Below are 21,138 nucleotides of genomic sequence, written 5' to 3' on the forward strand. Positions count from 1 at the left end.
GCGCTCCCGGCTTACTTCTTCGGCTCGCTCTTGGCGTCGTAGCGCTTGGACCATTCGGCCAGCGTGCGCTCGCGGCCGGCAGCGGCCTTGTCGAAGTCGAGCTTGATCAGCCGCGACTCATAGTCGGCCGGAATGTTCGCGAGCTTGGGGGCGACGCCCGGTTGCGCGGTGATGGCGAAGTTCTTGCCGTACAGGATCATGGCGTCCTTCGACGAAGCCCAGTCGGCCAGCTTCTTCGCGGCCTCGAGCTTCTTGGTGCCCTTGTAGATCGCGAAGGCCTCCAGGTCCCAGCCCAGGCCTTCCTTCGGGAACACCAGTTCGATCGGCGCGCCCTTGGCCTTGTTGGTGTGGCCGCGGTACTCGAAGGACACACCGGCCACGTATTCGCCGGCGGCCGCCATGTTGCAGGGTTTGGAGCCCGAGTGCGTGTACTGGCCGATGTTCTCGTGCAGCGCGTCCATGTACTTCCAGCCGCCGCCCTTGCCGCCGTCGTCGCCCCACAGCTGCAGCCACGACACCACGTCGAGGTAGCCGGTGCCGGAAGACGCCGGGTTCGGCATCACGACCTGGCCCTTGAACTCGGGCTTGGTCAGGTCTTTCCAGGTGGTGGGGATCGGGATGTTCTTCTTCTTGGCCTCGACGGTGTTGAAGCACACCACGGCACCGAACACGTCCATGCCAAACCAGGCCGGCGGCGACTTCTTGTCGCGGTAGGCCGGCATGATCGCGTCGAGGTTCAGCGGCGCATAGGGCTCGAGCATGCCCTTGCGCTCGAACAGCGCAAGGCTCGTTGCCGCCACGCCCATCACGACGTCGGCCTGCGGGTTGGCCTGCTCGGCCAGCAGCTTGGCCGTGATCACGCCCGTGGAATCGCGCACCCACTTGATCTCGATGTTCGGCTCGACCTTGTTGAAAGCGTCCTGGTAGGCCTTGAGCTGGTCGGTCTCCAGCGCCGTGTAGACGATCAACTGCGTTTTCTGGGCCAGCGCGGCACCGGCGAACGCCAGGCCGATCAGGCCGGCGATGAGTGACTTGGCGAGAGACATCGAGAAGCTCCTTGTCGAAAAAGAAAGGGACTGTGCCGGCTCGAAACGACATGTTCGTGACACAGGCGTCAAGCAAAATCGAGGCCACGTCAGACATTTCGTTTATTGTCTTTTGTGAATCGTAGACAATCTGCCGTCACGGACGTCGATGAAACCATGCCCGCCAAGATATCCACCAACCCCGAGATCGCTCAGCTGCAGTCGAATTCGCTGGCCAATCTGGTGCAGCGCGAGATCGAACGCATGATCCTGGACGGCTCGCTCCCCTCCGGTGCCAAGCTCACCGAAGCCACGCTGGCCGATCAGATCGGCGTGTCGCGCGGCCCGGTGCGCGAGGCCTTCCGCATGCTCGAAGAAGCCGGGTTGGTGCGCACCGAGAAGAACCGCGGTGTGTTCGTGCGCGATGTGCCGATCGAGGAAGCGCTGGAGATCTTCGAGGTGCGCGCGGTGATGGACCTCTACGTCGGCCGCAAGCTGGCCCAGGGCATCACGCCTACCGAAGTGCGGGAGCTGCGGCAGCTGGTCGAGGCGATGGAGCAGGCCGTCAAGAGCGACAACGCCCACGACTACCACCGTTTCAACCTCAAGTTCCACGACCGGCTGCTGGAGCTGGCCGGCAACGGCAAGCTGCTCGCGACCTACCGTCGGCTGGTCAACGAGCTGTCGCTGTTCCGCCGGCAGAACCTCACGGCCGAGTCGATGACCGTCTATTCGCGCGAGCACCGGCAGATCGTCAAGGCCATCGCCGCGGGTGACCCCGAAGCCGCCGGTCAGGCGATGTACCAGCACGTGATGAACAGCCGCGAGCGCACGCTGCGCAACTACGAACAGAAGCAGGCGGCGGCGCGCATGCTTCTGGGCAAGCCCGCTGCAGCCGTGGAGGCTTGACGCCATGGCCCTGCGCCTGACCGACGTCGAAGCACTCTTCGCCTGCCATGGCGCCGCCCAGTACAGCGGCGAGCCTGTCACGCAGCTCGAACACGCTTTGCAGACCGCGCTGCTCGCCGAGCAGGCAGACGCCGACGACGAACTGGTCACGGCCGCCCTGCTCCACGACCTGGGCCATCTGCTCGCCGACCAAGGCGAGACACCGACCCTGCGCGGCGTCGACGACCTGCACCAGTACGTCGCCCTGCCCTTTCTGCGCGGCGTGTTCGGTGAGCGCGTGCTCGCGGCGATCCAGTGGCACGTCGACGCCAAGCGCTACCTCTGCGCGACGCGCACCACCTATTGGCAGCAACTGTCGGACGACTCCAAACGCAGCCTCGAGCTCCAGGGCGGCACGTTCTCGCCCGATCAGGCCGACGCCTTCATCGCCCAAGCGCACGCCGCCGACGCCGTGGCACTGCGCCTGTGGGACGACCAGGCCAAGACGCGTGGTCTCCCCACACCTCCGCTCGCGCACTACCTGACACGCGCACGGCGTTGCCTGCTCGTCCGCGCGTGAGCATCAGCGGCCCTGTTTTGCTGGCCGTGCTGTTCGGCGCGCTGCTGCATGCCGGCTGGAACGCGCTGATCAAGTCCGGCCGCGACAAGCAGCTCGACACCGCGCTCATCCACAGCCTGGGCTTCTTCGTCGCGCTCCCCGTTCTGCTCTGGAACGGCCTGCCGGCGGCGGCGTCATGGCCGTACATCTTCATGTCGACCGTCATCCATGTCGGCTACTACATCGCCCTGGCGGGTGCCTACCGGCATGGCGACCTTGGCCTGACCTACCCCGTGATGCGCGGCAGCGCACCACTGCTTGTCGCGATGGGCAGCGTCGCGTTCATCGGAGAGCGCCTGTCGGCCGTGTCGTGGGCTGGCGTGGCGGTGGTGTGTGCCGGCGTGCTCACGCTCGGTCTGTCGCGCTCGTCGCTGCGTGCAGGCGACGAAGCGCAGCGGCGCAAAGCCTTGCGCTTCGCCTTCGGCAACGCCGCCATCATCGCGCTCTACACGGTGGTCGACGGCCTGGGCGTGCGGGCTTCAGGCGATGCGCTGGCCTACGTCGCGGCTCTCTTCCTGTTCGACGGCATTCCGTACCTGCTGCTGGTGATGTGGCAGCGCGGCGACCAACGCCGCGCCGCCATCCACTACATGACAGGGCGCTGGAAGGTCGCGGCCTTCGGCACCCTCGCGTCGCTGGGCAGCTACGCGATCGCGCTGTGGGCCATGACCCGCGCGCCGGTCGCGCTGGTTGCCGCATTGCGCGAAACGTCGGTGCTGTTTGCCGCCGTGATTGGCACGCTGCTGCTGCGCGAGCCCTTCGGCTGGCAGCGCGCCGTCGGCACTACCGTGGTGGTAGCCGGCGTGATCGGGCTGCGCTTCGGCTGACGCGCGCTCAGGCGGCGCGCACGCAATCCGCGTAGTAGCGCTTCTTGCCGGACTCGTCCACGCGCGCCACGAGGCCGTGGATGTCGGTCTCGAAGCCCGGGCATTCGGCGTTGAACTCGCGTGCGAACTTCAGGTAGTCGACGATCTTCTTGTTGAAGACTTCACCCGGAATCAGCAGCGGGATGCCCGGCGGGTACGGCGTGATCAGGCTGGTGGTGATGCGGCCCTCGAGCTGGTCGATTTCGACGCGCTCGGTCTTGCGGTGCGCGATGTGCGCGAAGGCGTCGCTCGGCTTCATCGCCGGCGTCAGGTCGCTCAGGTACATCTCGGTCGTCAGCCGCGCCACATCGAAGCGCGCGTACAGCTTGTGGATGTGCTGGCACAGGTCGCGCAGGCCCAGCTTCTCGTAGCCGGGGTGCTGCTGGCAGAACTCCGGCAGGATGCGCCACATCGGCTGGTTGCGCGCGTAGTCGTCCTTGAACTGCTGCAGCGCCGTCAACAGCGTGTTCCAGCGGCCCTTGGTGATGCCGATGGTGAACATGATGAAGAAGCTGTAGAGCCCCGTCTTCTCCACGATCACGCCGTGCTCGGCGAGGAACTTGGTGACCACGCTGGCCGGAATGCCGGTGTCGGCGAACTTGCCCTGCAGGTCGAGGCCGGGCGTGACGATGGTCGACTTGATCGGGTCGAGCATGTTGAAGCCGTCGGCCAGCTTGCCGAAGCCGTGCCAATTGCGCTTGGCGCTCTTCGCCTTGCTGTCGGTGCTGCCCTCGCCCTTCATGATCCAGTCGTCGGCACGGCCGATGCCTTCTTCGACGAGCTTCTCGGGGCCCCAGACCTTGAACCACCACTCGTCCTTGCCGAACTCCTCTTCGACCTTGCGCATGGCGCGGCGGAAGTCGAGCGCCTCGAGGATGCTTTCTTCCACCAGTGCGGTGCCGCCGGGCGGCTCCATCATGGCGGCGGCCACGTCGCAGCTGGCGATGATCGCGTATTGCGGGCTGGTCGACGAGTGCATCAGGTAGGCCTCGTTGAACAGGTCGCGGTCGAGCGCACGGTTCTGCGAATCCTGCACCAGCACATGGCTGGCCTGGCTGATGCCGGCCAGCAGCTTGTGTGTCGACTGCGTGGCGAACACCAACGATTCCTTCGGCCGCACGCGGCGCTTGCCCATCGCGTGGTAGGCGCCGTAGAACGGGTGGAAGGCGGCGTGCGGCAGCCACGCCTCGTCGAAGTGCAGCGTGTCGACGTAGCCGTCGAGCATGTTCTTGATGGTCTCGGTGTTGTAGATCACGCCGTCGTAGGTCGACTGCGTGAGCGTCATCACGCGCGGCTTGATCTTGTCGTGGTCGACACCGGCGAGCAGCGGGTTGGCCTTGATCTTGGCCTTGATCGCGCTCTGCTCGAACTCGCTCTTGGGGATCGGGCCGATGATGCCGAAGTGGTTGCGCGTCGGCTTCATGAAGACCGGAATCGCCCCGGTCATGATGATCGCGTGCAGGATCGACTTGTGGCAGTTGCGGTCGACCACCACCACGTCGTCGGGCGCCACCGTGTGGTGCCACACCATCTTGTTGCTGGTGCTCGTGCCGTTGGTCACGAAGAAGCAATGGTCGGCGTTGAAGATGCGCGCTGCGTTGCGCTCGCTGGCCGCGACCGGGCCGGTGTGGTCGAGCAGCTGGCCGAGTTCTTCCACCGCGTTGCACACGTCGGCGCGCAGCATGTTCTCGCCGAAGAACTGGTGGAACATCTGGCCGACCGGGCTCTTCAGGAAGGCCACGCCGCCCGAGTGCCCCGGACAGTGCCACGAGTACGAGCCGTCTTCGGCGTAGTCGATGAGCGCCTTGAAGAACGGCGGCTGCACGCCTTCGAGGTAGCTCTTGCACTCGCGGATGATGTGGCGCGCCACGAACTCCGGCGTGTCCTCGAACATGTGGATGAAGCCGTGCAGCTCGCGCAGGATGTCGTTCGGGATGTGGCGCGAGGTACGCGTCTCGCCGTAGATGTAGATCGGCACCTCGGCGTTCTTGCGGCGCACCTGCTCGATGAAGCTGCGCAGGTTGAGCACGGCCGGGTCGAGGTCGGGGCCGGGCGTGAACTCCTCGTCGTCGATCGACAGGATGAAGGCGCTGGCGCGACTCTGCTGCTGGGCGAACTGGCTCAGGTCCCCGTAGCTCGTGACGCCGAGCACCTCGAAGCCCTCGCTCTCGATGGCCTGCGCGAGCGCGCGAATGCCGAGGCCCGAGGTGTTCTCGGCGCGGAAGTCCTCGTCGATGATGACGATCGGGAAGCGAAATTTCATGCAGGGGCTCCGAAGACGCTAGAGGCAAATGAGCAAAAGAGGGCGAAGTGTACGGAATTCGCATGAAAGTCCCGTGGTTCCTTTGCCCGACAATGACGAGCCTGCAACAACGAGGAGATGACATGGCCGATTCCACCCTCTGGTGGCTCATTGCCAGCGGCGCCATCGTGCTGGAGCTGTTGACCGGCACGGTCTACTTGTTGCTCCTGGGCACAGGCTTCGCTGCTGCCGCCCTGGCGGCCCATGCCGGCTTCGGCCTGCGCACACAACTGCTCGTGGCCGCGGCGGTCGGCGTGGGAGCGGTGGGGGCCTGGTACCTGGCGCGCCGCCGCCATCCGCGAGCCGCACCCAGCCGATCGAACCGCGATGTCAACCTCGACATCGGCGAGCACATTCACATCGACCGCTGGAACGACGACGGCACGGCGCAGGTGCGCTACCGCGGCACCCAGTGGACCGTGATCCCGCGTTCGGGCGCGCTGCCCAGCATCGGCGAACACCGCGTGGCCGAGGTCATCGGCAGCCGGCTCGTCGTCGAGAAGATCTGAACCACCTGAAGCCCGCATCAAGGAAGCCTCCATGGAATACACCGTACCGCTATTCATCCTCGTCATCGCCGTCATCTTCATCAGCCAGTCGGTCAAGTTCGTGCCACAGCAGAACGCCTGGGTGCGCGAACGCCTGGGCAAGTACCACAGCACGATGACACCCGGCGCCAACTTCCTGATCCCGTTCATCGACAAGGTCGCCTACAAGCACAGCTTGAAGGAAATCCCGCTCGACGTGCCGAGCCAGATCTGCATCACGCGCGACAACACGCAGTTGCAGGTCGACGGCATCCTGTACTTCCAGGTCACCGACCCGATGCGCGCGAGCTACGGCTCGTCGAACTACATCATGGCGGTGACGCAGCTCGCACAGACCTCGCTGCGCAGCGTGGTGGGCAAGCTCGAACTCGACAAGACCTTCGAGGAGCGCGACATCATCAATGCCCAGGTCGTCGCGGCGATCGACGAGGCGGCGCTCAACTGGGGCGTGAAGGTGCTGCGCTACGAGATCAAGGACCTGACGCCACCCAAGGAGATCCTGCTGGCCATGCAGGCGCAGATCACGGCCGAGCGCGGCAAGCGCGCGCTGATCGCGGCCTCGGAAGGCCGCCGTCAGGAGCAGATCAACATCGCCACCGGCGAACGCGAGGCCTTCATCGCCCGCTCCGAAGGTGAGAAGCAGGCGCAGATCAACAATGCCCAGGGCGAAGCCGCCGCCATCACCGCGGTCGCGACCGCCACGGCGGACGCCATCGAGCGCGTGGCCGCGGCCATCCGCCAGCCGGGCGGTGAACAGGCCGTGCAACTCAAGGTCGCGGAGCGCGCCGTCGACGCCTACGGCAAGGTGGCCGCCGACGCGACCACCACGCTGATCGTGCCCAGCAACATGAGCGAGACCGCGGCACTCATCGCTTCGGCCATGCGAATGGTGCAGGCTGGCAAAACCGGCCCAAGTGCAGGTTAGAATTGCGGGCTGTTCGGAGCGGTGGATGAGCGGTTTAAGTCGCACGCCTGGAAAGCGTGTGAGGGGTAAAACCCTCCGCGGGTTCGAATCCCGCCTGCTCCGCCAACAGACTGATACGAGGGCACCTCCAATGCCTTCGGAAGAACGCCCCGCTTGTCGGGGCTTTTTTTCGTCCATGCTCTCCCGAGCCCACGCGACGATGCAGCGCCCACGAATAAGGGGCCCGAAGGCCCCTTGGATCTGACCCGGCGCCGAAGCGCCGGTGTTCCGTCGGTCGATCAGCGCACCACGGCGATCTGCGTGCGGGCACCGCCCTTGTAGGTGTACAGCGTCAGGGCGCCGTTCTTGATGTCGCCCTTTTCGTCGAAGGTGATGGGGCCGGTCAGGCCCTTGTAGTCGACCTTGCTCACTTCGGGCAGGTACTTTTCCGGCTCGGCGGAACCGGCCTTGACCATCGCGGCGGCCAGCACGTTCACGGCGTCGTACACGTACGGCGCGTAGATCTGGACGTCGACACCGTTCTTTTCCTTGAACTTGGTCTTCCAGGCATCGAGCGGTGCCTTGAAGTCGCCGTCCACGCCACCGGCTTCCGCGCAGACGACCATGTCTTCGCCGATCGCATCGCCAGCCAGCTTGGCGAGTTCGCCGGTGCACAGGCCATCGCCGCCCATGAACTTCACGTTCATGCCGAGCTGCTTGACCTGCTTGAGCATCGGGCCGCCGACGGCATCCATGCCGCCGAAGAACAGCACGTCGGGCTTGGCGCCCTTGAGCTTGGTCAGGATGGCGTTGAAGTCGGTGGACTTGTCGGTGGTGAATTCGTGGCCCACGATGGTGGCGCCGGCTGCCTTGGCGGCCTTCTCGAACTCTTCGGCGACGCCCTGGCCATACGCGGTGCGGTCGTCGATGACGGCAATGTTCTTGCCTTTGAGGGTTTCGACGGCGTACTTGCCGAGCGTGCCGCCAAGCTGCGTGTCGTCGGCCACCACGCGGAAGGTGGTCTTGAAGCCTTGACGCGTGTACTTCGGGTTCGTCGCCGACGGCGAGACCTGCGGAATGCCGGCGTCGCTGTACAGCTTGGACGCGGGGATGGTGGTGCCCGAATTCAGGTGACCGACCACGCCGTTGACCTTGCTGTCGACCAGCTTCTGGGCGACGGCCGTGCCTTGCTTCGGATCGGCAGCGTCGTCTTCGGCCAGCAGCTCGAACTTCGCGACCTTGTCACCGATCTTCAAGCCCTTGGCGTTCAAGTCTTCGATGGCCATCTTGGCACCGAGTTCGTTGTCCTTGCCCAGGTGCGCAATCGCGCCGCTGGTGGGTGCAACGTGGCCGATCTTGACGACCAGCGTTTCGGCGGGAGGTGCAGCAGCGGGTGCCGCAGCCGTGGGCGCCGGCGCAGCGGCGGGTGCAGCGGCTTCTTCTTTTTTGCCGCAAGCCACTAGCGTGAGAGCAGCCAGTGCGACCGCAGTCCATTTCATTTGCATGGGAACCTCCAGAACATGATGGATAGAGTAAAAAACCGGTCTCTTGAACCGGGTACGACAGCAGAGCAAATTCCGCGCCGGACTGTGTTTTTCGGCGTCCTCGCGCCGTCGAACCGGGCGCAGTTTAGCTGAACGAACGCCCGTTTTCGGGTGGGTTGGACCCGGGTTTGTCCTGCAATTCCTGGGCCAATGCTTCGGTCACCAGCGTGCGCAGGACGTCTTCGATTTCCTCGCGCAGGCGAGGCACCATCTGGTCGAGCTGGGCCTGCACGGCCGCTGCCACGACGTCGCTCAGACGCTCTTCGAGCTGCAGGTCGACGCGCTGCATCACGCGGTGGAGCAACTGCTCTTCCAGCGCGAAACGTTCCATCTCACTGAACCGGGTGGCGGGGTCCAGGGCGATGAGCTCGCGCGGGTTCGGCATCGCGGGCGCGACGGTCGTCGGCAGCGATGGCGAAGGTTCGGCCGGGGCGAGGGGCGCCGCAACCTCCGTGGCTGGAAGGCTGTCGGCATCGGTCGGCGTCAGCGGCTCGCTCGGCACCAGCGGCGCCAGCGGCTCGAGCACCGTGGTCAGCGTGGGCACGAAGCGCGGCGGAACACGCGGGGTGTTCATCGAGAGGCGCCGCCCTGGAACTGATGGCGCGTGATGGCGTAGCCGCGGTCGGCGTAGTGACGCCAGCGCGTTCGCGCATCGCGCCGGTCGAGTTCGTCGTCGGTCACGATGTCGATCAACCGCTCGAAGCGCTCGAAGCCGTCGGGCACCGGTGCATCGAGGTTGAGCAGCACCTGCCGATGCGGCAGCGCTGCGTCGGGGCGATCGATCAGCACCACGGGCGAGCGCGTCAGCACCGACGATTCGGCACTCACGCGACAGTGCGCGATGAAGTCGGTCGCCGAGAACTGCCACAGCGCCGCGTCGATCGCCTCGATCGTCGGGCCGTCGCCGACCACCACCACCCGCGCACCGCGGGCCCCCACGGCCTTGCGCAGCAGCCGACAGGCGTAGGTCACCTTGTCGGGCGTGTTGAAGTGGAAGTCGATCTCGGTCACGCTGGGAGTCGACTCAGGCGGCAGTGCGCGTCTTGCGTGCGGCCTTGCGCGGCGCGGCGGCGAGTGCGCCCGCGCCCTCTTCCGCCCGGGCCAGCAGATAGGACAGCAGCAGACCGACCGGTCGGCCGGTCGAGCCTTTGGCGCCGCCGCTCTTCCAGGCCGAGCCGGCGATGTCGAGATGCGCCCAGGGGAAATCGCCCACAAAGCGCTGCAGGAACTTGGCGGCCGTGATGGCGCCGCCCGCCCGGCCGGCGATGTTGGCCATGTCGGCGAAGTTGCTTTTGAGCCCTTCGCCGTATTCGTCGTCGAGCGGCAGGCGCCAGCACAGGTCTTGTGCGCGATCGCCGGCGGCGCTGAGCGCGCTCGCGAGCGCCTCATTGCTCGAGAACAGCCCGCTGCGCACGCCGCCCAGCGCAACCACGCAGGCGCCCGTCAGCGTCGCGATGTCGATGACGGCGGCCGGCTCGAAGCGTTTGGCGTACGTCAACGCGTCGCAGAGGATGAGCCTGCCCTCGGCGTCGGTGTTGAGCACCTCGATGGTCTGGCCGCTCATGCTGGTCACGACGTCGCCCGGCTTGAGAGCCTTGCCATCGTTCATGTTCTCGGCTGCGGGAACGAGGCCGACGACGTTGATCGCAGGCTTGAGCTCACCCAGCGCGCGGAACACGCCCAGCACGCTGGCGGCGCCGCACATGTCGAACTTCATCTCGTCCATCTCGGCGGCCGGCTTCATCGACACCCCGCCGGTGTCGAAGGTGATGCCCTTGCCGATCAGCACGACCGGTGCCTGGTCCTTGGCGGCGCCCTGGTAGCGCAGCACGATGAAGCGCAGCGGCTCCGACGAGCCCTGCGCCACGGCCGCGAAGGAGCCCATGCCCAGCTTCGCGACGTCCTTCGGGCCGAGCACCTCGCACTGGATGCGCGGCAAGGCGCCGAGCGCCTGGGCGGCGTCGGCCAGCAGCGTGGGCGTGCAGTGGTTGGCCGGCCGGTTGCCCCATTCCTTGGCGAGCTCGATGCCGGCCACGGTGGCGCTGGCTTCAGCGAACATGGTCTTCACGGCGGATGCGTCGGCCACCCCGAGCACCACCTGCCGGATGCTGCGCGCCTCGACCTTCGGCTTGGTGGTGGTGTAGACATAGCTCGCGTCGGCCGCGGCGATCACGGCCGCACGCACGGCCAGGCCGTCCATGCCCGGTGCGAGCAGCAGCGTCACTCGCTTGGGGTTGGCCGCCTTCGCCGCCTGGATGGCAGCGCCGACGGCGTTGCGCACCGCACCCACCGACCCGTCGCCCGCGCCGACGAGCAGCACGCGCGGCGCGGTCACACCCGCTGGCCGGTACAGTGCGAGCAGCTTGCCGGCCTTGGCGGGCAGGTCGCCGGCCTTGCGCACGGCGTCGATGACCAGGGCCAGTGCATCGGCCTTGGCAGGTGCCGTTGCCGGTGAACCATCGGCGACGAGCACGATCAACGTATCGGTCTTTTCGGTGGCCGCCTGGGCGGTGCTGAGGGTCTTGAGTTGAAAGTCCATAATCCTTTTCTTTCGCTCGACGATGTTATTCCATTCCTCTTTGCGCAAGGAGCTGTCACGCAGCTTCGGTGCCACGCTCGTGGTGCTCATCACCATCGTGATGACCATGATGCTGATCCGCTCGCTCGGGCTCGCGTCCCGCGGCAGCGTCAACCCTTCCGACGTGCTGCTCGTGATGGCCTACACGGTGCTCGGCTACATGCCGACCATCCTCAGCCTGAGCCTCTTCGTCGCCATCGTGGGGACGCTCTCGCGCATGTACCGCGACAGCGAGATGGTGATCTGGTTCTCCAGCGGACGCGGGCTGATCGATTTCGTGCAACCGCTGTTCCGCTTCGCATGGCCGGTCCTGCTGCTGATCGCGGTACTGGCCCTGGTCGGCTGGCCGTGGGCCAACTCGCAGACCCAGGGCATGCGCGCCCAGTACGAGCGCCGCGGCGACCTCGAACGCATCGCGCCCGGCGAGTTCCGCGAATCGGCCGGCCGCAACCGCGTGTTCTTCATCGACAAGGACACGCCCGACGCCGCAACGGCGACCAACGTTTTCATCTCCTCGGTCGAGCGCAATCTGCAGATCGTCACGTCGGCGCGCAGCGGCCGTGTCGAGAGCGTGGGCGACGCCCGCTACCTGATGCTGAGCAACGGGCAGCGACTGGAGCGCTCGCTCGACGACAAGACGCTCAAGATCAGCGAGTTCGAGAGTTACGGCACCAAGGTCGGCAGCGACGTGGCCGCAGTCACCGACGCGACGCCGCTGCGCGCCCGCCCCACCTTGCGGCTGCTGAACGAGCCGTCTCCGAAAAGCCAGGGTGAGCTCGCCTGGCGCATCGGCCTGCTGTTCGCCGGCATCAACTTCGTCCTGCTGGCGCTGACACTCTCGAACGTCAATCCGCGCGTGGGACGCAGTGCCAACCTGCTGCTGGCCCTGTTCGCCTTTGTCGTCTATTTCAATCTGCTGAACCTCGGTCAGAACTGGATCGGTTCTGGCCGCGTCGGCATGGGCACTTTCATGCTCGTCCTGCATGGCGGCATCCTGCTGACCGCCACGTTGTGGCTGCTCAAGCGCAACTACAACTGGGGGCTGGGCGCGCGCCGACGCGCGCCGTCCCGCACCGCCTCTGCCAGCGCATGAAGACCATCCGTCGATTGATCTACAGCGAGGTGCTCAAGGCCGTGGCCTTCGTCACGCTCGGCTTTCTCGCCCTCTTCTTCTTCTTCGACTTCGTGGACGAGCTCGGAGACATCGGCCAGCCCGACAGCCTTGGCTATGGCGCACCGCAGGCCTTGGCCTATGTCGCGCTCCTGATGCCGAGCCACCTCTACGAGTTGCTCCCCATCACGGTGCTGATCGGCACGATCTTCGTGATGGCCCGCCTGGCGCAGAGCTCGGAATACACCATCCTGCGCACCAGCGGCCTCGGGCCGTGGCGGGCCCTGCGCTCACTGCTGTTGCTGGGCGCGGGTTTCGTGGTGTTGACCTTCGCGGTCGGCGACTACCTGGCGCCGGCGGCCGACCGCAGCGCGCAGGTGCTCAAGGCGCGCTTTCGGGGCGACGTGCTGGCCACCGTCGGCACCACCGGTGCCTGGATGAAGGAAAAGCAGGGTGATATGTCGTACGCCGTCAACGTGGGGGCCATGACGCGCGACGGCACGTTGACCAGTCCACGCATCTTCGAGTTCGACGGCCAGGGCTACGTCGCGTCTCAGACCCAGGCCGCCAGCGCACGCATCGTCGACGGCGCGTGGATCCTCGCCAACGCCGAGCGGCAGACCTACGACACCCGCGCCACCGACAAGGCCCAGGTCGTCACCACCCGCGTGCCGGAGTTGCGCTGGCCCACGTCGATCACCAGCGAGATGGTGTCGGTCGCGCTGCTCAAGCCCGACCGCATGCGCACGCTCGACCTGTTCGAGTACATCCGCCACCTCGAGGCGAACGGCCAGACCGCGCAGCGCTACGAGATCCAGTTCTGGCGCAAGGTCTTCTACCCGTTGTCCTGCCTGGTGATGGTGGTGCTGGCGCTGCCCTTCGCCTACCTGCATTTCCGCCAGAGCGGCGTTACCACCTATGTCTTCGGTGGCGTGCTCATCGGCATCAGCTTCTTTTTGCTGAACAACGTCTTCGGCTACATCGGCAACCTGAGCAACTGGGTACCCTGGCTCACGGCCGCCGCGCCAGGGCTCATCTATACCGTTCTCTCGCTGGGTGCCTTCGGGTGGCTGGTGCTGAGACGCTGACCACCTCACTTCATGAATGACATCCAACTCGCGGTCGTCCTGTTCGCACATGGCTCGCGCGACGCCCGCTGGCGCGAGCCGGTCGAGGCCGTGGCCCGCCGCATGACGGCTCGCCAGCCGGACGTGCCGGTGGCTTGTGCCTACCTGGAGCTCGTCGAGCCCGACCTGCCCACGGCGGCCGGGCGGCTGATCGCCGACGGTGCGCGCACGTTGCGCGTCGTGCCGCTCTTTCTCGGCATGGGCAAGCATGTGCGCGAAGACCTGCCGCAACTCGTCGACGCGTTGCGTGTCGCGCATCCCGACGTCGTGTTTTCATTGGCCCCTGCCGTGGGCGAAACGACCGAAGTCATCGACCTCCTGGCCGACATCGCACTGCGCAGTTGACGTTTTCGGTGAATCGATAGACCGTGAAGGCATAATGAACGCCGCAATAAGACGGAATTTGTTATGAATCTCCACCAGTTCAAGTTCGTGCAGGAAGCGGTGCGGCGGAACCTGAATCTCACCGAAGCCGCCAAGGCGCTGCATACCTCCCAGCCCGGTGTTTCGAAGGCCATCATCGAGCTCGAAGAGGAGCTGGGCGTCGAGATCTTCGCGCGGCATGGCAAGCGCCTCAAGCGCGTGACGGAGCCGGGGCTGCACGTCATCGCCAGCATCGAATTGATCATGCGCGAAGTCGGGAACCTCAAGCGCATCGGCGAACAGTTCAGCGCACAGGACAGCGGCACGCTGTCGATCGCCACTACCCACACGCAGGCGCGCTACGTGCTGCCGGTGCCGGTGGCCAAGCTGCGCGAGGCCTACCCGAAGGTCAACGTCAGCTTGCACCAAGGGTCGCCCGACCAGGTGGCGCGCATGCTGATCGACGAGGTGGCCGAGATCGGCATCGCCACCGAATCGCTGGCGGACTACGCCGAGCTGGTCACCCTGCCCTGCTACGAATGGCAGCATGTGCTGGTACTGCCCAAGGACCATCCGCTGGCGGGCAAGGAGCGGGTGTCGCTGGAAGACCTGGCGACCGAGCCGATCATCACGTACCACCCGTCCTTCACGGGCCGCACCCGTATCGACCACGCCTTCGCGCAGAAGAAGCTCGCGCCGCGCATCGCCCTGGAGGCGATCGACTCGGACGTGATCAAGACCTACGTGCGCCTTGGCCTGGGCGTCGGCATCGTGGCCGAGATGGCGGTGCGCGACAGCACCAATGACGACCTGGTGGTGAAGCCGATGGGCCACATCTTCGGCCAGAACATCGCCCGCATCGCCTTCAAGCGCAGTGCCTACCTGCGCAACTTCGTCTTCAAGTTCGCCGAGTTGCTGAGCGATCGGCTGGACCGCAACCTGATCGCCAAGGCCCTCAGCGGTCAGCAGCAGGATTACGAACTCTGAGTCAACCCCCGCGTCTTTCGATCACCATGAGCACCGCTTCCTCTTCCCCGCGCACGCCCGCCATCGGCACCAAGTTCCCCGCGATGGGCACCACCATCTTCACCGTCATGTCGGCGCTCGCCACCGAGACGAACGCGGTCAACCTCGGCCAGGGCTTCCCGGATTTCAACTGCGACCCGAAGCTGTTGGATGACGTGACCGCGGCGATGGCCGCCGGCCACAACCAGTACCCGCCGATGCCCGGCGTGCTGCCGCTGCGCCAGGCCATGGCTGACAAGATCGAGGCTCTGTATGGCCGCCGCTACGACGCCAACAGCGAGATCACCGTGACGGCCGGCGCCACCCAGGCCATCATCACCGCCGTGCTCGCCATCGTGCGGCCGGGCGACGAGGTGATCGTGCTCGAGCCCTGCTATGACAGCTACGTGCCCAACATCGAACTCGCCGGCGGCGTCGTGGTGCGGGTGCCGCTCACGCCGGGCACCTTCCGCCCCGACTTCGCGAAAATCGGCGCGGCCATCACGCCGAAGACGCGCGCCATCATCGTCAACACGCCGCACAACCCCAGCGCCACCGTGTGGACCGCCGCCGAGATGCGCACGCTGGAAGAACTGCTGGCCCCCACCGAGGTACTGGTGATCAGCGACGAGGTGTACGAACACATGGTGTTCGACGGTGCTGCGCACCAAAGTGCAGCCCGCTACCCCGGCCTGGCCGCGCGCAGCTTCATCGTGAGCAGCTTCGGCAAGACCTACCACGTGACCGGCTGGAAGGTCGGCACCGTGGCCGCGCCCGCGGCGCTGACAGCCGAGTTCCGCAAGGTGCACCAGTTCAATGTGTTCACCGTCAACACGCCGATGCAGCACGCGCTGGCGAGCTACATGGCCGATCCCGCGCCCTACCTGGAGCTGCCGGCCTTCTACCAGCGCAAGCGCGACCTGTTCGCGGCCGGCCTGGCCAAGACCCGCTTCAAGCTGCTGCCGAGCGCCGGCACCTACTTTCAGTGCGTCGACATCACGGCCGTGAGTGACCTCGGAGAAGCCGACTTCTGTCAGTGGCTGACCCGCGAGGTCGGCGTCGCTGCGATCCCCTTGTCGGCCTTTTACGGCAACGGTTTCGACCAGCGCGTGGTGCGCTTTTGCTTCGCCAAGAAGGACGACACCCTGAACCACGCCCTGGAGCGACTGGCGAAGCTCTGACAGCGGGCGTCGGCATGACCTGACCACCGGAGGCGCCGCTTTCCCTCGTCGTTTCTCCGCCGGGCAGCGACCATCGAGCTTCATTTGAAAGCCCGAGGGCTGAGGAGAAATTGATGTCGACGATTCTGCTGGTCATTCTGATTCTGTTGCTCATCGGCGTTCTGCCGACCTGGGGCCACAGCCGCAACTGGGGCTACGGTCCGAGCGGTGGCCTGGGCCTGGTGCTGATCGTGGTCATCGTGTTGCTGGTGATGGGCCGCATCTAGGTGCCCAACACGCCACCGAAAAAACCCGCCTCGGCGGGTTTTTTCATGTGTTGAGCTGCGCCCAGGCCTTGTCGAGCCGCTTCACACTCACCGGCTGGGGCGTGCGCAGCTCCTGCGCGAAGAAGCTCACGCGCAACTCCTCGAGCAACCAGCGGAACTCAAGCATCCGCTCGTCCACCACGCCCTTGCGCTCGGCCACCAGACGCCAGTAACGCTGCTCCTGCGGCCGCAGTTCCGCCAGCTTGGCGGTGTCACGGGCCGGGTCGGCGCGCAGCTTGTCGAGCCGTGCGGTGATCGCCTTCAGGTAGCGCGCGAAATGCTGCAGCTGCGGCCACGGCGTGTCTGCGATGAAGCGCTTGCCCATCAGGCGCTGCAGCTGCTGCGACGCATCAGCCGTGGCGTCGGGCTGGATCTTCGTGTCCTTGATCTTGCGCACCGCGACGGCGTAGTCGACCAGGATCACACCGGCCAGCCTGGCCACCTCGTTGGCGATCAGCGTGAGGCGCCCGCGGCCTTCCTCGATGCGCTTCTTGAAGGCGAACTCGTCGGTGGGCAGCGGCTCCTGCAGGAAGGCACGATCGAGCGCGACGTCGACGATCTGCATGCGCAGTTCGTCGGCGGTGCCGAGCGGCATGTACGCCACGGCCATCTTCTGCAGATCCGGAATGTTCTTCTCGAGGTACTTCAGCGCGTCCTTGATCTGCAGCGCGAACAGACGGCGCAGGCCCGCCCGGTGCTTGGCGGTGGCCACCGCGGGCTCGTCGAAGACCTCGATGCTCACGGCGTCGCCGCCGTCGACCAGCGCCGGGAAGCCGATGAGCGACTGGGCGCCGCGGCGCACTTCCATCAACTCCGGCAGCTCGCCGAAGGTCCATGCGGTGTAGCGGGCGCCGGCCGGCAAGGCGGGCGCCGACGGTACGGCCGGCGCAGGGCGTGGCGCATTCGCAGCCTTTGGCGCATCGGCTTCGGCAGGCGCTGCGGGTGCCGCCCGCACATTGAGCCCGGCCAGTGCCTGGAACGCGCCACGCGCCTGCGTGCCGAGCTCGGCCTTCAGGGCGCCGAGGTTGCGGCCCATGCCGAGCTGGCGGCCGTTCTCGTCCACCACGCGCAGGTTCATGAACAGGTGCGGCGGCAGCATGTCGAGCTTGAAATCGGCGCGCAGCACGTCGATGCTGGTCTGCGCCCGCACACGCTTTAGCAAGACGTCGGTCAGCGAGCCGGCACCGAAGAGCTCGGGCGCCGACAGCGCCTCGGCCAGCTTCGAAGCGGATTCCGGCAGCGGAACCAGCCGCGACCGCGGCCGCTGCGGCAGGCTCTTGAGCAGCGCCTGGATCTTGTCCTTGAGCATGCCGGTGACCAGCCACTCGCAGCGCTCCTCGCTCACCTGGTTCAGCACGAAGAGCGGCACGGTGACGGTCAGGCCGTCCTTCGCGTCGCCGGGCTCGTGCAGGTAGGTGGCGACGCAGTCGACGCCGCCCAGCCGGATCGTCGGCGGGAACGACTGCGTGGTGATACCGGCCGCCTGGTGGCGCATCAGCTCGTCGCGCGTGAGGTACAGCAGGCGGGGCTGGGCGCGCGACTGCTCCTTGTACCAATGCTCGAAGGCCGCGCCGCTGGCCGCGTCGGGCGGCAATTGCGCGTCGTAGAAGGCGTAGATCAGCTCGTCGTCGACCAGAACGTCCTGCCGGCGCGCCTTGTGCTCGAGGCCCTCGACCTCCTTGACCAGCTTGCGGTTGGCCGCGAGGAACGGGTACTTGCTCTCCCACTGCCCGCCGACCAGCGCTTCGCGGATGAAGATCTCGCGCGCTGCAACCGGGTCGACCTTGGTGAAGTCGACACGGCGACCGCTGTACACGACCAGCCCGTACAGCGTCGCACGCTCCAGCGCCGTGACCTGCGCGCCCTTCTTCTCCCAGTGCGGGTCGAGCAGCTGTTTCTTCAGCAGGTGGCCGGCAACCTCTTCCAGCCATTGCGGCTCGATATTGGCGATACCGCGGCCGAAGAGCCGCGTGGTCTCGACCAGTTCGGCCGCGACGATCCAGCGACCCGGCTTCTTGCGCAGGTGCGCGCCGGGATGCCGGTAGAACTTGATGCCGCGCGCGCCGAGGTAGGCCTCGTCGTCTTCCATCTTCCAGCCGACGTTGCCCAGCAGGCCGGCGAGCATCGACAGATGCAGCGCCTCGTAGCTGGCCGGTTGGCGGTTGAGTTGCCACTTGTGCTCGGTCACCACCGTGAGCAGCTGCGAATGGATGTCGCGCCATTCGCGCAGCCGCCGCACGTTGATGAAGTTCTGGCGCAGCACCTGCTCGTACTGGCGGTTGCTGATCTTGTGGGTGGGCAAGGCCTCGGCCAAAGGTTCCGGCGCCGCCGCGACCGTGCGCCGAGCGATGGGCAGGAAGGCGGCGTTGGCGCGCTTCTTCGGATCGCCGTGCAGCTCGCGGCGCGTCTGCGGCGCGTTGCCGCCCCGCGCGTCCGCAATCCACTTCCACAAGGTCAGGTAGCCGCTGAATTCGCTCTTCTCGTCGTCGAACTTGGCATGCGCCTGGTCGGCCTGCTGCTGCGCCTCCATCGGGCGGTCGCGCACGTCCTGCACCGACAGCGCCGAGGCGATGACCAGCACCTCTTCCAGCGCGCCGCGCGAACGCGCCTCCAGGATCATCCGGCCGACGCGCGGGTCGAGCGGCAGCTTGGCCAGTTCCTGGCCGATGGCGGTCAGCTCGTTCGCATCGTCGACCGCACCCAGCTCGTTGAGCAGCTGGTAGCCGTCGGCGATCGCGCGCGGCGCGGGCGCTTCCAGAAAGGGAAAGCGCGCCACGTCGCCCAGGTGCAGCGACTTCATCCGCAGGATGACGCCGGCCAGCGACGAGCGCAGGATTTCCGGGTCGGTGAAGCGCGGTCGCCCCAGGAAGTCCTTCTCATCGTAGAGGCGGATGCAGATGCCGTTGGCCACGCGGCCGCAGCGGCCGGCGCGCTGGTTGGCGGCGGCCTGGCTGATCGGCTCGACGAGCAACTGTTCGACCTTGCTGCGGAAGGAGTAGCGCTTGACGCGCGCCGTGCCAGTGTCGATCACGTAGCGCGTGCCGGGCACCGTCAGCGAGGTCTCCGCGACGTTGGTGGCGAGCACCACGCGGCGGCCGGTGTGGCCTTCGAAGATGCGGTCTTGCTCGGCGGGCGAGAGGCGCGCGAACAGCGGCAGCACCTCGGCGTTGCGCATCACCGGCTGTTGCGCCAGGTGCTTGCGCAGGTGGTCGGCCGCCTCGCGGATCTCGCGCTCGCCCGGCAGGAAGACCAGGATGTCGCCGCCGTTGTGCGGGTCGCGCCACAGTTCGTCGACGCCGTCGGCGATGGCGTCGTTCAGGTCGTGCTCGCGCGACTCCTCGAAGGGCCGGTAGCGCTGCTCGACCGGAAAAGTCCGGCCCGACACGTAGATGATGGGTGCCGGACCGTTCCTCGACGCGAAGTGCGTGGCGAAGCGGTCGGCATCGATCGTGGCCGAGGTCACGATCACCTTGAGGTCCGGCCGGCGCGGCAGGATCTCGCGCAGGTAGCCCAGCAGGAAGTCGATGTTCAGCGAGCGCTCGTGCGCCTCGTCGATGATGATGGTGTCGTAGGCCTTGAGCAGCGGGTCGGTCTGCGTCTCGGCCAGCAGGATGCCGTCGGTCATCAGCTTGACGGAGGCATCGCGGCTCAGCCGGTCCTGGAATCGCACCTTGAAGCCGACCACCTCGCCCAGCGGCGTCTTCAGCTCTTCGGCGATGCGCTTGGCCACGGAACTCGCGGCGATGCGTCGCGGCTGCGTGTGGCCGATCAGCTTGCCCTGCCCCGGTGGCTTGCCCAGCTTGCCGCGACCCAGCAGCAGCGCGATCTTCGGCAGCTGCGTGGTCTTGCCCGAGCCGGTTTCGCCGCAGACGATGACGACCTGGTTCTTGGAAATGGCCTCGGCGATCTCGTCGCGCCGCGCGGAAACGGGCAACGATTCGGGGAATTCGATGCGAATCCGCGGCTGCGGGTCGGCGGCGGACGTCGCCGCTTCGGGGGGATGAGAACTCATGGAAGTCGCCATTATCGCACTTCACGAGTTCACGTGCTACACTTGTTTTCGTGTTGCATTCCGAGGGGCATTCCATGACCAACCTGACCATTGCCGTCGACGAAAACCTGATCCGCAAGGCGCGGGTGCGCGCCATCAACGAAGGAACGTCCGTCAGCGCACGCATTCGTGAATTCCTGGCGGACTATGCGCAAGGCAACGATCGCCAGCAGATGGCGGGCCAGGCCTTCATTGCCGCCGCCCGACGCAGCAAGGCCAACAGCGAAGGCGCCACCTGGACACGCGATGACGCGCACGACCGGCCCTACCCTTCCGCCCGCGTCGAATGAGCACCTTTTTCGATACGAACGTGCTGATCTATGCGGTCGATGCCGGCGACCCGGTGCGCCAGGAGGTGGCCATCGAGCGCTTCGCCCGTGCCGTCAAGGACGACACCATCGTGCTCAGCACCCAGGTCCTCCAGGAGTTCTACAACGTCACCACACGCAAGCTGAAGCCGCCGCTCAGTCCGCGCGAAGCGACCCATCAGATCACCCAGCTGTGCACCTTCGACGTGGTGGGCGCGACGTCGGACAGCGTGCTGGCTGCCGCCGAGCTGGTGCAGAAGCACCAGCTTCAGTGGTGGGACGCCTTGATCCTCGAGGCGGCCCTGCGTGCCGGCGCCGACGTGCTGGTGACGCAAGACGGCCAACACGGCCAGCGCTTCGGCAAGCTGGTGATCGAGAATCCCTTCCGCACTGCCTGACCCGACCAACCTTCC

Annotated in this window: 20 protein-coding genes and 1 tRNA gene; 14 read left to right on the forward strand and 7 right to left on the reverse strand. The window is 66.3% G+C overall.

Features of this window, described 5'->3' with window-relative positions:
* Positions 1-11: 11 nt before the first annotated feature.
* A complete protein-coding gene (locus ACSFA0_RS12000) occupies positions 12-1,046 on the reverse strand; it encodes a putative 2-aminoethylphosphonate ABC transporter substrate-binding protein (protein WP_435450397.1) in 1,035 nt (344 codons plus the stop codon).
* 156 nt (positions 1,047-1,202) lie between these two features.
* Here ACSFA0_RS12000 and ACSFA0_RS12005 point away from each other — a divergent pair, with 156 nt between their 5' ends.
* The 3 genes from ACSFA0_RS12005 to ACSFA0_RS12015 are packed head-to-tail and all read left to right on the forward strand — an operon-like array spanning position 1,203 to position 3,359.
* Complete coding sequence (locus tag ACSFA0_RS12005; protein WP_435450398.1) at positions 1,203-1,934, forward strand: phosphonate utilization associated transcriptional regulator; 732 nt, start codon at positions 1,203-1,205, stop codon at positions 1,932-1,934.
* A gap of 4 nt (positions 1,935-1,938) precedes the next feature.
* Positions 1,939-2,493: a phosphonate degradation HD-domain oxygenase gene (locus ACSFA0_RS12010; protein ID WP_435450399.1), complete on the forward strand. Its 555-nt coding sequence runs from the start codon at positions 1,939-1,941 to the stop codon at positions 2,491-2,493.
* Entirely contained in the window at positions 2,490-3,359 is an 870-nt protein-coding gene (locus ACSFA0_RS12015) for an EamA family transporter (RefSeq protein WP_435450400.1), read from the forward strand. The genes ACSFA0_RS12010 and ACSFA0_RS12015 overlap by 4 nt, the downstream gene beginning before the upstream one ends.
* Positions 3,360-3,366: 7 nt before the next feature.
* On the opposite strand, the gene ACSFA0_RS12020 is transcribed toward ACSFA0_RS12015, so the two are convergent.
* On the reverse strand, positions 3,367-5,661 hold the full coding sequence (locus ACSFA0_RS12020) for an Orn/Lys/Arg family decarboxylase (protein WP_435450401.1): 2,295 nt from the start codon (positions 5,659-5,661) through the stop codon (positions 3,367-3,369).
* A 122-nt stretch (positions 5,662-5,783) separates the two neighbouring features.
* Here ACSFA0_RS12020 and ACSFA0_RS12025 point away from each other — a divergent pair, with 122 nt between their 5' ends.
* The 3 genes from ACSFA0_RS12025 to ACSFA0_RS12035 all read left to right on the forward strand — a co-directional run bounded on the left by ACSFA0_RS12025 (position 5,784) and on the right by ACSFA0_RS12035 (position 7,278).
* Positions 5,784-6,209: an NfeD family protein gene (locus tag ACSFA0_RS12025; RefSeq protein WP_435450402.1), complete on the forward strand. Its 426-nt coding sequence runs from the start codon at positions 5,784-5,786 to the stop codon at positions 6,207-6,209.
* A gap of 31 nt (positions 6,210-6,240) precedes the next feature.
* Positions 6,241-7,173 (forward strand): SPFH domain-containing protein, encoded by a 933-nt coding sequence (locus tag ACSFA0_RS12030; RefSeq protein WP_435450403.1) that lies wholly within the window; start codon positions 6,241-6,243, stop codon positions 7,171-7,173.
* A gap of 15 nt (positions 7,174-7,188) precedes the next feature.
* Positions 7,189-7,278, forward strand: a tRNA-Ser gene (locus ACSFA0_RS12035).
* Positions 7,279-7,451: 173 nt separating this feature from the next.
* Here ACSFA0_RS12035 and ACSFA0_RS12040 read toward each other — a convergent pair.
* The 4 genes from ACSFA0_RS12040 to ACSFA0_RS12055 form a co-directional block, all read right to left on the reverse strand.
* Positions 7,452-8,657, reverse strand: a complete 1,206-nt coding sequence (locus ACSFA0_RS12040) for a branched-chain amino acid ABC transporter substrate-binding protein (RefSeq protein ID WP_435450404.1) — start codon at positions 8,655-8,657, stop codon at positions 7,452-7,454.
* Between the two features lie 124 nt (positions 8,658-8,781).
* Positions 8,782-9,270 (reverse strand): hypothetical protein, encoded by a 489-nt coding sequence (locus tag ACSFA0_RS12045; RefSeq protein ID WP_435450405.1) that lies wholly within the window; start codon positions 9,268-9,270, stop codon positions 8,782-8,784.
* Positions 9,267-9,707, reverse strand: coding sequence for a DNA polymerase III subunit chi (locus ACSFA0_RS12050; protein WP_435450406.1), 441 nt, complete (start codon positions 9,705-9,707; stop codon positions 9,267-9,269). The genes ACSFA0_RS12045 and ACSFA0_RS12050 overlap by 4 nt, the downstream gene beginning before the upstream one ends.
* A 13-nt stretch (positions 9,708-9,720) precedes the next feature.
* Positions 9,721-11,235: a leucyl aminopeptidase gene (locus tag ACSFA0_RS12055; RefSeq protein ID WP_435450407.1), complete on the reverse strand. Its 1,515-nt coding sequence runs from the start codon at positions 11,233-11,235 to the stop codon at positions 9,721-9,723.
* Positions 11,236-11,257: 22 nt separating this feature from the next.
* Here ACSFA0_RS12055 and lptF point away from each other — a divergent pair, with 22 nt between their 5' ends.
* The 6 genes from lptF to ACSFA0_RS12085 all read left to right on the forward strand — a co-directional run bounded on the left by lptF (position 11,258) and on the right by ACSFA0_RS12085 (position 16,327).
* Positions 11,258-12,367, forward strand: a complete 1,110-nt coding sequence (lptF, locus tag ACSFA0_RS12060) for an LPS export ABC transporter permease LptF (RefSeq protein ID WP_435450408.1) — start codon at positions 11,258-11,260, stop codon at positions 12,365-12,367.
* Positions 12,364-13,473, forward strand: coding sequence for an LPS export ABC transporter permease LptG (gene lptG, locus ACSFA0_RS12065; protein WP_435450409.1), 1,110 nt, complete (start codon positions 12,364-12,366; stop codon positions 13,471-13,473). The genes lptF and lptG overlap by 4 nt, the downstream gene beginning before the upstream one ends.
* 12 nt (positions 13,474-13,485) lie before the next feature.
* Positions 13,486-13,857: a sirohydrochlorin chelatase gene (locus tag ACSFA0_RS12070; protein WP_435450410.1), complete on the forward strand. Its 372-nt coding sequence runs from the start codon at positions 13,486-13,488 to the stop codon at positions 13,855-13,857.
* A gap of 63 nt (positions 13,858-13,920) precedes the next feature.
* Complete coding sequence (locus tag ACSFA0_RS12075) at positions 13,921-14,862, forward strand: CysB family HTH-type transcriptional regulator (RefSeq protein ID WP_435450411.1); 942 nt, start codon at positions 13,921-13,923, stop codon at positions 14,860-14,862.
* 26 nt (positions 14,863-14,888) lie between these two features.
* Positions 14,889-16,061: a pyridoxal phosphate-dependent aminotransferase gene (locus ACSFA0_RS12080; protein ID WP_435450412.1), complete on the forward strand. Its 1,173-nt coding sequence runs from the start codon at positions 14,889-14,891 to the stop codon at positions 16,059-16,061.
* Between the two features lie 113 nt (positions 16,062-16,174).
* Positions 16,175-16,327 carry a DUF3309 family protein gene (locus ACSFA0_RS12085; protein WP_183026925.1) on the forward strand — a complete coding sequence of 51 codons (153 nt, stop codon included), beginning with the start codon at positions 16,175-16,177 and terminating at the stop codon, positions 16,325-16,327.
* 43 nt (positions 16,328-16,370) lie between these two features.
* On the opposite strand, the gene hrpA is transcribed toward ACSFA0_RS12085, so the two are convergent.
* Complete coding sequence (hrpA, locus tag ACSFA0_RS12090; protein WP_435450413.1) at positions 16,371-20,378, reverse strand: ATP-dependent RNA helicase HrpA; 4,008 nt, start codon at positions 20,376-20,378, stop codon at positions 16,371-16,373.
* Positions 20,379-20,452: 74 nt separating this feature from the next.
* On the opposite strand from hrpA, the gene ACSFA0_RS12095 reads away from it, so the two are divergent.
* Entirely contained in the window at positions 20,453-20,707 is a 255-nt protein-coding gene (locus ACSFA0_RS12095) for a hypothetical protein (protein ID WP_435450414.1), read from the forward strand.
* The gene (locus ACSFA0_RS12100) at positions 20,704-21,123 is read left to right on the forward strand and encodes a PIN domain-containing protein (RefSeq protein ID WP_435450415.1); all 420 of its coding nucleotides are present in this window, start codon (positions 20,704-20,706) and stop codon (positions 21,121-21,123) included. Before ACSFA0_RS12095 ends, ACSFA0_RS12100 begins: the two co-directional genes overlap by 4 nt.
* Positions 21,124-21,138: the final 15 nt, after the last annotated feature.

The organism is Variovorax restrictus (assembly GCF_051216715.1).
In the GTDB taxonomy this organism is placed as follows: Bacteria; Pseudomonadota; Gammaproteobacteria; order Burkholderiales; family Burkholderiaceae_C; genus Variovorax.

Excerpts from the sequence above, each read along its gene's own strand:
- ACSFA0_RS12000 (WP_435450397.1), bottom strand. The coding sequence starts at position 1,046 with ATGTCTCTCGCCAAGTCACTCATCGCCGGCCTGATCGGCCTGGCGTTC.
- ACSFA0_RS12005 (WP_435450398.1), top strand. The coding sequence starts at position 1,203 with ATGCCCGCCAAGATATCCACCAACCCCGAGATCGCTCAGCTGCAGTCG.
- ACSFA0_RS12010 (WP_435450399.1), top strand. The coding sequence starts at position 1,939 with ATGGCCCTGCGCCTGACCGACGTCGAAGCACTCTTCGCCTGCCATGGC.
- ACSFA0_RS12020 (WP_435450401.1), bottom strand. The coding sequence starts at position 5,661 with ATGAAATTTCGCTTCCCGATCGTCATCATCGACGAGGACTTCCGCGCC.
- ACSFA0_RS12025 (WP_435450402.1), top strand. The coding sequence starts at position 5,784 with ATGGCCGATTCCACCCTCTGGTGGCTCATTGCCAGCGGCGCCATCGTG.
- ACSFA0_RS12030 (WP_435450403.1), top strand. The coding sequence starts at position 6,241 with ATGGAATACACCGTACCGCTATTCATCCTCGTCATCGCCGTCATCTTC.
- ACSFA0_RS12040 (WP_435450404.1), bottom strand. The coding sequence starts at position 8,657 with ATGCAAATGAAATGGACTGCGGTCGCACTGGCTGCTCTCACGCTAGTG.
- ACSFA0_RS12045 (WP_435450405.1), bottom strand. The coding sequence starts at position 9,270 with ATGAACACCCCGCGTGTTCCGCCGCGCTTCGTGCCCACGCTGACCACG.
- ACSFA0_RS12055 (WP_435450407.1), bottom strand. The coding sequence starts at position 11,235 with ATGGACTTTCAACTCAAGACCCTCAGCACCGCCCAGGCGGCCACCGAA.
- lptF (WP_435450408.1), top strand. The coding sequence starts at position 11,258 with ATGTTATTCCATTCCTCTTTGCGCAAGGAGCTGTCACGCAGCTTCGGT.
- lptG (WP_435450409.1), top strand. The coding sequence starts at position 12,364 with ATGAAGACCATCCGTCGATTGATCTACAGCGAGGTGCTCAAGGCCGTG.
- ACSFA0_RS12070 (WP_435450410.1), top strand. The coding sequence starts at position 13,486 with ATGAATGACATCCAACTCGCGGTCGTCCTGTTCGCACATGGCTCGCGC.
- ACSFA0_RS12075 (WP_435450411.1), top strand. The coding sequence starts at position 13,921 with ATGAATCTCCACCAGTTCAAGTTCGTGCAGGAAGCGGTGCGGCGGAAC.
- ACSFA0_RS12080 (WP_435450412.1), top strand. The coding sequence starts at position 14,889 with ATGAGCACCGCTTCCTCTTCCCCGCGCACGCCCGCCATCGGCACCAAG.
- ACSFA0_RS12085 (WP_183026925.1), top strand. The coding sequence starts at position 16,175 with ATGTCGACGATTCTGCTGGTCATTCTGATTCTGTTGCTCATCGGCGTT.
- hrpA (WP_435450413.1), bottom strand. The coding sequence starts at position 20,378 with ATGAGTTCTCATCCCCCCGAAGCGGCGACGTCCGCCGCCGACCCGCAG.
- ACSFA0_RS12095 (WP_435450414.1), top strand. The coding sequence starts at position 20,453 with ATGACCAACCTGACCATTGCCGTCGACGAAAACCTGATCCGCAAGGCG.
- ACSFA0_RS12100 (WP_435450415.1), top strand. The coding sequence starts at position 20,704 with ATGAGCACCTTTTTCGATACGAACGTGCTGATCTATGCGGTCGATGCC.